Origin of the sequence: Breoghania sp., assembly GCF_963674635.1 — a bacterium.
Lineage (GTDB): Bacteria > Pseudomonadota > Alphaproteobacteria > Rhizobiales > Stappiaceae > Breoghania.
This window is the reverse complement of the sequence record NZ_OY771475.1, coordinates 2,120,834-2,133,240: the sequence shown is the minus strand read 5'-3', so window position 1 is coordinate 2,133,240 and position 12,407 is coordinate 2,120,834. Positions and strand designations below refer to the sequence as shown.

The window sequence follows — 12,407 nt, the reverse complement described above, 5'->3', positions numbered from 1 at the left end:
CTACTCCTGGGCGGATGGCCGCCAGGGCCGCGTTTCCTCCAGCAGCTCGCCCGCATCGTTCCATTCGCTCACGCCGCCGGGAAACCAGACGACCTTGTCGAACCCGTAGGACATGGCCCGCTTGGCGGCGTTCCACGACATCCAGCAGTCCGGCTCGCAGAAGAAGGCGAGCGTGCGCTTGCCGCCCTCGGACAGGCGGGAAAGCTCCGCCTTGAACGCCGCCTCCTCGTCCTCGTGAAGCTTGCCAACCCCCATATTGGCGAGCCAGAGCGCGCCCTTGATCGTCGCCCGCTTGGGCTCGCGCCAAAGCTGGTTGTTGCCCCGTCCTTCCGGCTTGCGGGCCGCCGGAAAAACATCGATCAGCGCGATGTCTTCGGTCTTGATCAGGTCGATTAGGGTTTCGGCATCCACCGTGCGCGCGCCTGTGAGCGTGCGGGGGACGGGCGCCCGGTAGGCCTCCATGCGGTAGCCGTCCGGCTCCGCAATGCTGGCTGCGGCGGGCTTTTCCCTCGGGGCTGGGGAGGCGGGCTTGTCCCTGGGCTGGGCCGCGACCTCGATCAGTTGCCCCTTGCGGTCGAGCATTGGCACGTTATAGGCGGTCAGCACCGCCGTGATATCGTCCTTGCGCTTGCGCAGGATCCGGTTGAGCGTGTGCTTCCAGTCGGGCTCATTGTAGCGGATGCCCATCGACATGAGGAACGAAAGCCGTGTTCCGGCCTCCGGCACGACGGGAACCATCCTCAGGGTCGGATCGATTTCCCGCACCCAATAGCCCGCAAGCGGCCCCCAGCCGAGCGCCACGTCGATCTCGCCGCTGGAAACGTCGGCCACCATCTGTCGGGCGGGTTTTTCCAGCCGGGTATCGACCACCAGCGGATAGGACTTCATGTGTCCCATCAGGCCGTGCCGGGCAAGGAGTGAGGCAACAGGGGTGCGCGGCTGGACGCCGATCTTCTTGCCTTGGAGTGCCGGATCGCCAAGCGAGCCGGTGAGATCGGTATCGGCGCGATAGACCATCACATAGGTGGATTTGTAATAGGGATTGGTGTTCTGCATCAGTTCGTTGGTGGCCGCGACCCCGATGATGAGATCGCACCGCTTTTCGCCGAGCGTGCGGCGCACGAAGCCGATGGTCTGCGGAAACCATGTATAGGCGATGGGAACGTCCAGTTCCTCCGCGATGATCTCCGCGATCCTGTTCTCGAACCCCTCCCCCTTGTCGTTGGAATAGGGCAGGTTGCCGGGATCCGCACACACGCGCAGTGTCGTGCGGTCCACCACATCCGGGTTCACGGTCTCCGCCGCCTGCGCATGAGGCGCAAAGCCGCCCAGCACCGCGCCTGCCAGCCAGATGGCCAGCAGGGCGATGCCAGAACGATGAACCACGCGGCTGATCGCGCGCAGGGCCGTTTCGCCCGTCATTGGCTCGCCTTCCACTCCTTGAAGACGGGATCCTCGCCCGCGGGGAGGCGCTTGGGCCGTCCGCGCCCCACTTCGTCATTGGAGCGGGCCTTCAGGTAGGCGTAGATGTGATCGATATAGAACATCACGTCCGGCACCTCTGCGAAGGAGGGCATGACGGAATCGGATGAGGCGTTGACCACCTGGCGTCCGTTGACGACGACTTCCAGAAAGTCGGAATAGGACATGGTCTTCAGGGATTCCACCAGCGCCGGCGCATAGGAGGATCCCAGACCGTCCGGTCCGTGACAGACGTGGCAGGAAGCGTGATAGCGGCGGAACCCGTTATAAACCCCGTAATCGACCTTTCCGTCCTTGATAATATAGGGCTTTTGCTCCCAGTCATCCGTGCTTGCATCCTGTGCCATGGCGTTGCCTGCCATGACCGCGCAAGCCGCGAGGGCGGAAAGCCACGTCACGCATCTGCTCCGTCTGCGAATGCCCCGTTCCCTGTCGTGTCCCAAACTCATCAAACTCGTCTCCCCGGATTGGCGCGCGCACCGGTTCTCGCCGGTGCTGCCATCTGCCGTTTTCTCCCTGAACGAAGCTTTCGGCCGACTTTCCCTTGCCGCCGCCGCCGTCGTTCCTCACCTTGATCGTCTTGTTTTCGCTTTTGTCGCCGGTGCTCCGGCGTACCGATTGTCGCCAAAAGGCGGGGCCGGCAGGTTGTGCCGGTCCCGCTTCTGTGTCTCGCCTTGTCTGGTTCGCCTCCCGCGCCGCCGGGACGAACCGTCCCGCACCGCTCCCTCAGTCGGGAAGAGCGAACACCGTCAGCTGACCGCCGAGATTGGTGTAGCTCGACAGCGAGCGATAGGCGCCCACGGCCCCAAGGCCCTCGGAGCCTTCCGTCAGGCCTGCCGCAAGGCCGATGCCCGCCCAGCCGCCGATACCGGAGAACACGCCGACATACTGCTTGCCGTTATGTTCGTAGGTGTTGACGTTGCCGATGATGCCGGACGCGGTCTTGAAGCGGTAAAGCTCCTTGCCCGTCTTGGCGTCGACCGCCTTCAGGTAGCCCTCCAGCGTGCCGTAGAAGACCACGTCTCCTGCGGTCGCCAGCGCACCGGACCACACCGAGAAGGGTTCCGGGTTGGACCAGGCGATCTCGCCCTTGGCCGCATCCCAGGCAATGAAGTTGCCGAGGCCGCCATGGCTGTTGGGCGCGGGGAACATGGACAGCGTCGCGCCCACATAGGGCTGACCGGCCGTGTAGGAGACTTCAAAGGGCTCGTAGTCCATGCAGACGTGATTGGTCGGCACATAGAACAGGCCGGTCTTGGGCGAATAGGCGGAAGGCTGCTGATCCTTCGTGCCAAGCGCCGCCGGGCACACGCCCTCGGTGTTCACGTCGGCGCCGTTCTGGTCGGTGGAGTACTGAGACACCACCTGCGGGCGGCCATACTGGTCGCTGTTGGGATCCATCACGACCTCGGTCGCCCAGTTGACGGCCGGATCGAACTTCTTGGCCACCAGCAACTCGCCGGTCACGCGGTCAAGCGTGTAGGCGAAGCCGTTGCGGTCGGGATGGACCAGCGTCTTGCGCATCTTGCCGTCGACTTCCATGTCGACGAGCATCATCTCGTTGACGCCGTCATAGTCCCACTCGTCATGCGGGGTCATCTGGTAGACCCACTTGGCCATGCCGGTATCGAGATCGCGGGCGAAGATGGTCATCGACCAGCGGTTGTCGCCGGGACGCTGGACCGGGTTCCAGGTGCCGGGGTTGCCGGAGCCGTAATAGACGAGGTTCAGTTCCGGATCATAGGACAGCCAGCCCCAGGTGGCGCCGCCACCCAGCTTCCACTGGTCGCCTTCCCATGTTTTCAGGCTGGAATCCTTGCCCACCGGCTTGCCCAGATGGGTGGTCTTCTCCGGGTCCATCATGATCTTGTCGTCCGGCCCGCTCGTATAGGCGCGCCAGGCTATGGTCCCGTCCGACATGTTGTAGGCGGTCATGTGGCCCTGAATGCCGAATTCGCCACCGGAAATGCCGACGAGAACCTTGTCGCCCGCCACCATCGGCGCCGAAGTGCCGGTTTCGCCCTTGGAGGCGTCGCCGTTCTGGGCGGTCCACTTTTCCTCACCGGTCTTGGCGTCGAGCGCCACCAGCTTTGCATCGGCCTGATGCAGGAAGATCATGCCGTTGCCATAGGCGACGCCACGGTTGACCGTGTCGCAGCACATCACAGGAATGACATTCGGATCCTGCTTGGGCTCGTATTTCCAGATGATCCGGCCGCTGTCATTGAGATCGAGCGCGAAAACCTTGTTCGGGAACGGTGTGTGGACATACATCACGTCGCCGATCACAAGCGGGCCGCCCTCGTGGCCGCGCAGAACGCCGGTCGAGAATGTCCAGGCAACCTGAAGATTGCCGACATTGTCCTTGTTGATCTGATCGAGAGAGCTGTAGCGGGTGCTGGAATAGTCGCCCAGCTGCATCACCCAGTCCTTCGGGTTCTTCTGCATTTCAATCAGTTCATCGTTGGCATGCGCGAACGATGAGATTGTCACGGCGGCCAGACTTGCGGCCGCCAGGAAGGTGAACCTTTGCATTTCCATCCCCTACGCTTTTTGTTGGCGCGCGCCGGTGGACCTTGTTGTCCTGCGGTTCCGGGAGCCGGATCAGTGAATGAAACGGGTCCGGGCAGGCACCATGTCGGTCGGCCGATCAGTCGCAAACGAGCATCAGGACTTTGTAAATTCACCAGAATATTGTCGATAGCACCATAGTACTAACCGATTGACGTCATTGATAAAGCTGGCGTTTCCGGGGTGATATAACAGGTAAAATGCTGGGGTGTTCACTCGGGTCTGTCGGTGTTTTCTGTTAGGCGTCGGCGTTTTGGCCGCATTTGTTTTCCGGGTGGGCGTTCCTTGCCGGTTGGCGGGGCGCGGTATTCAGATGCGGGTGGGGATTGGTTTGGCTAACTTTAGGTAAGTATGCGGCTGCGTTCTAGCCTGGAACGTGGGGCACGTCGCGTCGCAGGTCCGGTTCCGTGTGGATGAAGGTGAGGTTCAGGGACGCTGCAATCTCGTCCGCCCGAGAACTCGACTCCATCGAGATCGCATCGAGTTTGGCGATGCTCTCCTCATCCAGCCTGACGCCCAGCTCGACCATGCGCTGGCGCAACGTGGACAAGCGGTCCGGTGGCAGGGCGAAATGGAATGTCGTTGCAATGTTGGAGAACAGGGTGTGGCTCTTGATCCATCCTCCGACGCCCATCACGGCATCGTTGATGTCGGCGGTGATCTGATGACGGTTCTTTCGCGTCACACCGGCGAGCATGAGGATTTTCGATCGTCTGCTCACCTTCGTCCTCATGCGCTGTTCACGCAGTGCCATTCTCCGCTGAGCGACAAGATAGGCGATGCGAGAAAAGCGGTCAAAGGCGCCTTGGGGCGAACCCTAGATCTGGAGCATGTCAGGATAGGCCTTGCCAAGCTCATCGAGCAGCGCAGCCATACGCTCCGGTGTGCGCGCTTCCTGCATGAGGGGTAGTGGCACATCGCCGGTCAGATGTGCGGGGCGCCCACTGATCAGTAGCAGTCGGTCGGCGAGTGCCACCGCCTCACGCACATTGTGCGTGACCATCAGCACGCTCACGCCGCGCCCGCGCCACAGCCGCAACAAAAGCGCGCGCATCCGTTTCGCTGTCGCTTCGTCCAGCGATACGAAGGGTTCGTCGAGCAGCAGCACATCGGGATCGATGGCGAAGGCGCGCGCCAGCGCCACCCGGCGGGCGAGGCCCAGAGACAGCTCGCCGGGAAAATTGGCGCGAACGTCGCTCAGGCCCAATGTGTCGAACAGGTCATCGAGATCGGGCGTGGCGTCGTCGGGCAGGGCCAGCCGCACGTTCTGTTCCACCGTGCGCCAGGGCAGGAGGCGCGGCTCCTGAAACACGACAGCGATGCGCGCATCCTGGCCGGGCAGGCGGACGCTGCCGTCAAAATCGGTGTCGAGGCCGAGCAGAATGCGAAGCGTGGTGGTTTTGCCGGAGCCCGATGGACCGATCAGACAGGTGAAGCTGCCCGGTTCCAGCGAGAAGGCGAGATCGCGCAGCACGCAGACCTGCCCGCCTTCCACGCGCTCGAAGCTCTTTTCTGCGATGCGGACATCAAGCCGGCCGGATACGCCAGCGGGAGACGCGTTTTTCAAGGGGCTGCACCAGTGCATATTCGATGGCCAGCATCACCGCCACAAAGGCGAGCGCATAGCCGAGGATCGCGGTCACGTCGAAAAACTGGAAATGAAGATGGATCTGGAAGCCGACGCCATTGGAGCGCCCAAGCAATTCCACCACCAGGACGATCTTCCAGATCAGCGCCAGGCCGGAGCGCGAGGCGGCGGCAAGATAGGGCTGCAGTTGCGGCAGGATCACGTCGCGCACGCGTCTGGCCCGTGAAAATCGGTAGACCCGCGCCATTTCGGAAAGCGCCGGATCGAGGGCTCTTGCGCCCTCGCGCAAGGTGATCACCACGTTCGGGATCTTGTTGAGCGCAACGGCGGTGATTGCGGCGACCTCCGTCAGCCCGATCCAGATGTAGCAAAGAACGATCAGCACGAGCGCGGGCAGGTTGATGAGCAGGATCAGCCAAGGATCGAGCGCCCGGTCCGCCGCCCGGTTCTGGCCCATCAACAGCCCAAGCCCGGTGCCGATGAGCATGGACAGCGTGAAGGCCGCGACAACGCGGGCAAGCGTGATGCCCAGATTCAGAAACAAGGCGCCGGAAGCGGCCTCGCGCACCACGAACCTTGCAACATCGAGCGGGCCGGGGACCGTCGCGTCGTCGGCGAGATGGGCGGCGAGCGCCCACAGCGCAATGGCTCCCGCGAGGGAGAAAAGGCCAAGCGGAAAGCGCCGCGCGCGTCGCTGTCGCCGGCCGGACGGTCCGGCCTTCTGCGGATTTCGCGGGTGAGCGATGGAAAGGGGGGGGGCGCCGCCCGTCACCGGTTCACGACCCGTCTTCCAGCGCGCTCCAGAACGTGCCCGGTGCCAATTGTGTGGCCGGACCGACGAGCTTTTCGCCGCCAATTCTTGCCAGCAGCGCATAGATATGCCGTATATCGGCGATCTCGGCTGCGATCGGGCGCGAGGGGATGCCCTGTCGGAAGCGGGTGCGAAGCGTCTCGAAGGTCGCCTCGTCCGCCGCCTTCATCGCCGGGCGCAGCGCCTCCCAGGCCTCATCGGAGGTCTTCAGAAGCGCCTTTGTCTGACGGGAGGCGGCGACGAACCCCAGCATGGCGCTGCGATGCGTGTCGGCCCAGGTCTCGTCGAACACGTAGCCGATGGCCGAAATCGCGCCTTCCGCACCCAGGCGGATGGCCGCGTCATTGGCATCCAGAATGCGGGTAAATCCCTTGGCTTCCAGGCGGGCGGCGTAGTGCCAGTAATTGAGGGTGGCGTCGAGTTCGCCCTGTTCCAGTTTCTTGGCCAGAAGCGGCGGCGCGCCGAAAACGATCTCGTTCTCGTCCGCCGGATCGAAGCCCGCTTCGCTCTCTGCCAGCCCGCGCAGGGTGAGCCACCCCTTGTCGAGGGGGCCGCCCGCAACCCCGATCTTGCGCCCCTTAAGATCCTCAAGCGACGTGATGGCGGAGGACGGCGCGACCATCAAGGCGGCAACGGCGGAGGAAAACGGCACGAATGTGTAGGGCCTGCCTGAGGCGCGCTGGCGCGACACCCACAGCCAGTCGGAAACGATCACGTCCACCTCGCCGCCTTGAAGCGCCACAAGGGTCGCCTGATTGGAGGCATAGGGCACCATTTCCACCGTGATGCCGTTGGCGTCATCGATCCCATTGTCGATGAGCGTGCTCAGCTCCCAGTTCACCGTGCCGTATTTGAGAACACCGACGCGAATGGTCTCGGTGGCTGCGGCGGACAGGGTGAAGATGCTCATGCTTGCCCAGAGAACGGCGAACAGAGCGAGGAGGGCGGCTGACAGGTCGGTCGTGGCGCGGCGCAGAGATGCGCACGTGCCCGTCCGGGCCATGGCTTCTCGGTCCATGGTTGCCCGGCCCATGGTTGCCCGGCCCATGGCTTCGCGATCCACGGTCTTATGGTCCATGGGTTTATGGCCCATTGCCTCCTCCCAAAACGCTTCCCCAACAACCGGCCAATCCTCGTGCGCGCTTCCGCGTCTCATGCGGGAATGCGCGCCGCGCGTGGCTTTTTTGATTGCGGAAACGATGGTAGCGGATCCAGCGCGTCGTTGAATATAGGTCCTATGATCGAGATCGAGGCGTCCCGGTTTACCCGTAAAACCCGTTGGCCAGAGCGTTGAAAAGTCAGTCGCATTTTCGCAGGTCCTGTCAGCGTGGGACATCTTGCGGGCCTGCGCTTCTGTAAAAAATACCATATGACACAAAACGAAATTTACCTCAGGCGCGCGGGTGGGCTAAGAGGGCGCTTCAAACAGAAGGGGGTGTCTTTTCATCCCTTGCGCATTCGGGAACTGGAGGGTTGCGACATGCCGAACCGGAAGATTGACGCGCATGCTTATGCGCAGCGGATTGGCGAGGAAATCGGTGTTTCAGGCTGGATGCCCATCACCCAGGACATGATCGACACCTTCGCGGACCTGACCTACGACCATCAGTTCATCCATGTGGATGCGGAACGCGCGGCCACCGAAGGGCCCTTCGGTGGCACCATCGTGCATGGGTTCCTGACCCTGTCGCTGATCACTCGCATGGCGCGCGAGGCCGAGCCTGGCATCGAGGGCGCCGGCATGCTGATCAATTACGGCTTCGAGAAGGTGCGGTTCCTGCACGTGGTGCCGACAGGCTCGCGGGTGCGAGGCCGCGTCGTGCTGACGGAGGCGCAGGAGAGAGAGCCCGGCGAGTTCACTTTCACCCATCGCATCACGGTGGAAATCGAGGGTATCGACCGTCCAGCCCTTGTCGCTGACTGGATGACAAGGCTGTACGTGCAGCCTTGAACGGCCGCGTCGTCCAATCGCTCGCTCGCCCGGACATTCAGTTGTTACGCAATTCCTCCAGCGTATCGATGCGCGGGCGCGCGCTCTCCCACATGGCTTCCGTCGTTGCCGCCACCAATGCCTCGACAAGCGCCAGCAGCGCGACGGAACTGTCCCAGTTGGACGGTGCTGCCACCCGCGCCGCCAGCACATGGCGGGCATGGGCGGCAATCGGCGAGAGCCACTGATCCGTCAGCAGGACGATGGGCACGTTGCGCTTGGCCGCAACCGCTGCAATCCGCGCCAGATCCTCCTGATAACGGCGGATATCGAAGACGATCAGCAGATCGCGGCGCGTGATGTCGAGAAGCTGATCGCGCCAGTTGTCGCTTTGGCCGGCCAGATGCACCACGCCCGGTCGCACGATGCGCAGATGCGCGGAGAGATAGCGCGCAAGCGCATCGGTGAACCGTCCTCCGATGATGTGAATGCGCGCCCGCGTCTGGGCGATCAGCGCCACCGTAGCTTCGAATTCGCCGGGCGGCAGAAGCGCGAATGTCTGCGTGATGTTGTCGTCGAGCGCCAGGCGGAACCGCTCCAGAAAGGCGCGCTCGCCATCCCCTCCGGCTCCACCTGCGGGCTCCGGCGGTGCATCGCGTTTGGCAAGCGGGGTTGCGAGCTGCGCATTCAGTTCCGCCCGCAAGGCGCGCTGGAAATCGGGATAGCTGTCAAAGCCGAGTTTGGAGACAAAGCGCAGAATTGTCGGGGCGCTGACGCAGGCATGGCGCGCGAACTCGGCAACCGTCTCCAGTCCGGTCACCGGGTAGCTTGCCAGAAGTGTCCGAGCCGCTTTTTGTTCTGTGGCGGTAAGTGCCTGAAGTCCCGTGCGGATCCTCTCCGCGACCGTTTGCTGTCTCCCATCCGTCACATCGCCCCTCCCGATATGTGTGACTTCCCCAGCGTATTTTCCCGTCAGACCAAATTGACAGGCCTGTCAGGCTCTGTAATATCTCAAAAACAAAGTAACCGAAATTCTCCTTTTGTAACATCCGTTACGGAAGTGATCTTCTGGGTAGTGGGTGTAGTGTTCGGGGCTTGACGTTGGTTTTCGGATAGAGGGAAAACTCAGCGTCATGCGCGGCAAGGGCATTGCGGCATGCGATCTTCTGCATGCGTTTCTTGCGTGCGTTTCTGGTGAGTGTCGGGGGCGGCCAAAGCGCGGTCGGCCTTTGGTGAGAGGCTGGACATACATCGATGGGTCTTGTCGATGAGGTGTCCGATCGGGCGGGGGGAGTGGCCATGGCGGTTGATACCGATCCGGCGGGAGAGCGGCCGGTCGTGTTGGAAAACACCTCCGGCAAGTCGGACTTCGTCATCCTGTGCGATCATGCGTCCAACCGGATACCGCCATCGCTTTCAGACCTTGGCCTGCCTGCCAATGCGCTTGAGGCGCATATCGCATGGGATCCGGGCGCGCTGGGCGTTTCCAAAGCGCTGAGCCGGATGCTCGACGCCACGCTCGTCTATCCGACGATTTCCCGCCTTGTGGTGGATTGCAACCGCAGGACCGATGCGCCGGATCTGGTGCCAGAGATCAGCGAGACAACGCTCATCCCCGGCAATGCCGGGCTCGATGATGAGGCCCGGGACAGGCGGATCAAGCTCGTCCACGAACCCTATCACGAGATGATCGACGCGGTACTGGAGGAACGGTCCGGGCAGGGCCGCGCCAGCATGCTGGTCGCCATCCATTCCTTCACGCCAGTCTACAAGGGCGTCGCGCGGCCATGGGAAATCGGCATCCTGTCAGATAGCGACCGTCGTCTTGCGGATCCGATGCTGGCGGATCTTCGCCGCGACGCAGGCCTGACGGTTGGCGACAACGAACCCTATGCGCCGGGCGACGGGGTCTATTTCACGCTGACCCGACATGGCGAGGCGCGCGGACTGGCTTGCGCGATGGTGGAAATCCGAAATGACGAGATCGCCGATCCCGAGGCCGAAGAGGCCTGGGCGCGGCGTCTTGCAACCACATTGCAGGCCGCTCGGGAGGCGGTGGTTTCGAAATCCGTCTGAGACCCGACGTCAGATCGGGCCGGACACCTCGCCCAAATGTTTGGGCAGGCGAATGCGACAGGGAACAGCGGCAGTGCCGAAAGCAATCAGGACATATGTGCGCTGGGTCGATGCGACAAACCGTTATGTCGGCCTTCTCGCCATGTATCTCGTCTTCGCGATGATGGGGATCCTTCTCTATTCGTCGTTCATGAAGTCGTTCTTCATCCCGCCCTTATGGGGGCTGGAAATGGCCCAGTTCCTGCTGGTGGGCTACTACATCCTCGGCGGGGCCTGGTCGCTGCAAAGCGATGAGCACGTACGCATGGATCTGATCTATGGCCGCTGGTCGCCGCGCTCGCGCGCCATCATCGACGCCATCACGGTCATCTTTCTGTTCGTCTATCTCGTGGTGCTGCTCTACGGCGGCATCTCGTCCACGTCCTACGCGCTCCAATATGGCGAGCGCAGCTACTCCGCGTGGCGGCCCTACATGGCCCCGATCAAGATCATCATGTGCGTCGGCATCGTGCTGATGCTGCTGCAGACGATTGCCGTGTTCTTCAAGGACGTGGCGGCCGCGCGCGGGGAGGACGTTCTGTGAGCTATGAACTCATCGCCATTTTGATGTTCTCCACCATGATGGTGCTGCTCATCACGGGCCAGCGCGTCTATGGGGCCATCGGCTTCGTGGCCGTTATTTTCTCGTTGCTGCTTTGGGGCGACGGCGGCGCGGAAATCGCCTTTTCCTCCGGCATCAAGCTGATGAAGTGGTATCCGCTTCTCACCCTGCCCATGTTCATCTTCATGGGTTACATGCTGTCGGAATCCGGCATCGCGGACGATCTCTACCGCATGTTCCACATCGCCATGGGCCCGGTGAACGGTGGGCTGGCCATCGGCACCATCCTGCTCATGGTCATCATTTCCGCCATGAACGGCCTGTCGGTCGCGGGCATGGCCATCGGCGCCTCGATCGCGCTACCGGAGCTGCTGCGCCGCGGCTATGACAAGATCATGGTGACCGGCGTCATCCAGGCCGGTTCTTCGCTCGGCATCCTCGTGCCGCCGTCGGTGGTGCTGGTGCTTTACGGCATGATCGCGCGCCAGCCGGTCGGCAAGCTGTGGCTGGCGGGTGCGCTGCCGGGCCTTCTCATGGCGGGCATGTTCATCGTCTATATCGCGGTGCGCTGCTGGATGAACCCGATGCTCGGGCCCGCGCTTCCCAGGGAAGCGCGCGAGGAACTGACCGCCCGGGACAAGCTGCGCTTCGTCGTGGCGGGCCTCATTCCGCTGGCGATCTTCGCCTCCATGATGGGTCTCTTTGTCACCGGCAAGACCTCGCTGGTGGAAAGCTCCGCCGTGGGGGCCGTCGGCGCGATGCTGGCCGCACTGGTGCGCGGGCGTCTCACCTTCAAGGTCATCCACGATACCTGCCAGAAGACGCTCGGCATCTCCTGCATGTTCATGTGGATCATCCTGGCTGCCCTTGCCTTCGGCGCGGTTTTCGACGGGCTCGGTGCGGTCAAGGCGATCGAGGCCTTCTTCGTGGACCGGCTGGCGCTCTCGCCCTGGGAGATCCTGATCATGATGCAGATCTCCTATCTGATCATGGGCATGTTCCTAGATGACACCGCCATGCTGGTCATCGTCGCGCCACTTTATGTGCCGCTCGTGGGCGCGCTCGATTTCGATCTCGTCTGGTACGGCGTCCTCTACACGATCACCTGCCAGATCGCCTACATGACCCCGCCCTTCGGCTACAACCTGTTCCTGATGCGGGCCATGGCCCCGCCGCAGATTTCGTTGGGCGACATCTATCGCTCCATCGTGCCTTTCGTGGCGGTGATGCTTGTCGCGCTCGTCATCGTGATGGCTTTCCCGCAGATCGCCCTTTGGCTTCCGGGCCTCGTCTACGGGCACTGATCGCGGGACGACGGATCGGGTCCGGTACGCCGGGCCTGCGACTG

General features: G+C 62.7%; 12 protein-coding genes. 4 read left to right on the top strand and 8 right to left on the bottom strand.

Going from position 1 to position 12,407, the window contains the following annotated elements; all coding sequences use genetic code 11:
* From ABGM93_RS09205 to ABGM93_RS09175, 7 genes are all read right to left on the bottom strand, one after another.
* Complete coding sequence (locus tag ABGM93_RS09205; RefSeq protein WP_321505552.1) at nt 1-1,422, bottom strand: quinoprotein dehydrogenase-associated putative ABC transporter substrate-binding protein; 1,422 nt, start codon at nt 1,420-1,422, stop codon at nt 1-3.
* On the bottom strand, nt 1,419-1,880 hold the full coding sequence (locus ABGM93_RS09200) for a c-type cytochrome (protein WP_321505550.1): 462 nt from the start codon (nt 1,878-1,880) through the stop codon (nt 1,419-1,421). The genes ABGM93_RS09205 and ABGM93_RS09200 overlap by 4 nt, the downstream gene beginning before the upstream one ends.
* 328 nt (nt 1,881-2,208) lie before the next feature.
* Nucleotides 2,209-4,017, bottom strand: coding sequence for a methanol/ethanol family PQQ-dependent dehydrogenase (locus ABGM93_RS09195; protein ID WP_321505547.1), 1,809 nt, complete (start codon nt 4,015-4,017; stop codon nt 2,209-2,211).
* Nucleotides 4,018-4,417: 400 nt separating this feature from the next.
* Nucleotides 4,418-4,774 (bottom strand): hypothetical protein, encoded by a 357-nt coding sequence (locus ABGM93_RS09190; protein ID WP_321505545.1) that lies wholly within the window; start codon nt 4,772-4,774, stop codon nt 4,418-4,420.
* A gap of 96 nt (nt 4,775-4,870) precedes the next feature.
* On the bottom strand, nt 4,871-5,572 hold the full coding sequence (locus ABGM93_RS09185; RefSeq protein ID WP_321505796.1) for an ATP-binding cassette domain-containing protein: 702 nt from the start codon (nt 5,570-5,572) through the stop codon (nt 4,871-4,873).
* Between the two features lie 7 nt (nt 5,573-5,579).
* A complete protein-coding gene (locus ABGM93_RS09180; RefSeq protein WP_321505794.1) occupies nt 5,580-6,287 on the bottom strand; it encodes an ABC transporter permease in 708 nt (235 codons plus the stop codon).
* Nucleotides 6,288-6,417: 130 nt separating this feature from the next.
* Nucleotides 6,418-7,545: an ABC transporter substrate-binding protein gene (locus ABGM93_RS09175; RefSeq protein WP_321505543.1), complete on the bottom strand. Its 1,128-nt coding sequence runs from the start codon at nt 7,543-7,545 to the stop codon at nt 6,418-6,420.
* Between the two features lie 387 nt (nt 7,546-7,932).
* Here ABGM93_RS09175 and ABGM93_RS09170 point away from each other — a divergent pair, with 387 nt between their 5' ends.
* Nucleotides 7,933-8,403, top strand: coding sequence for a MaoC family dehydratase (locus ABGM93_RS09170; protein WP_321505541.1), 471 nt, complete (start codon nt 7,933-7,935; stop codon nt 8,401-8,403).
* A 37-nt stretch (nt 8,404-8,440) separates the two neighbouring features.
* On the opposite strand, the gene ABGM93_RS09165 is transcribed toward ABGM93_RS09170, so the two are convergent.
* Nucleotides 8,441-9,310, bottom strand: a complete 870-nt coding sequence (locus ABGM93_RS09165; RefSeq protein WP_321505534.1) for a MurR/RpiR family transcriptional regulator — start codon at nt 9,308-9,310, stop codon at nt 8,441-8,443.
* Between the two features lie 371 nt (nt 9,311-9,681).
* Here ABGM93_RS09165 and ABGM93_RS09160 point away from each other — a divergent pair, with 371 nt between their 5' ends.
* The 3 genes from ABGM93_RS09160 (at nt 9,682) to ABGM93_RS09150 (ending at nt 12,363) form a co-directional block, all read left to right on the top strand.
* Nucleotides 9,682-10,458 (top strand): N-formylglutamate amidohydrolase, encoded by a 777-nt coding sequence (locus tag ABGM93_RS09160; protein ID WP_321505533.1) that lies wholly within the window; start codon nt 9,682-9,684, stop codon nt 10,456-10,458.
* A 73-nt stretch (nt 10,459-10,531) separates the two neighbouring features.
* The gene (locus ABGM93_RS09155; RefSeq protein WP_321505531.1) at nt 10,532-11,041 is read left to right on the top strand and encodes a TRAP transporter small permease subunit; all 510 of its coding nucleotides are present in this window, start codon (nt 10,532-10,534) and stop codon (nt 11,039-11,041) included.
* Nucleotides 11,038-12,363 carry a TRAP transporter large permease subunit gene (locus ABGM93_RS09150; RefSeq protein WP_319772171.1) on the top strand — a complete coding sequence of 442 codons (1,326 nt, stop codon included), beginning with the start codon at nt 11,038-11,040 and terminating at the stop codon, nt 12,361-12,363. The genes ABGM93_RS09155 and ABGM93_RS09150 overlap by 4 nt, the downstream gene beginning before the upstream one ends.
* Nucleotides 12,364-12,407: the final 44 nt, after the last annotated feature.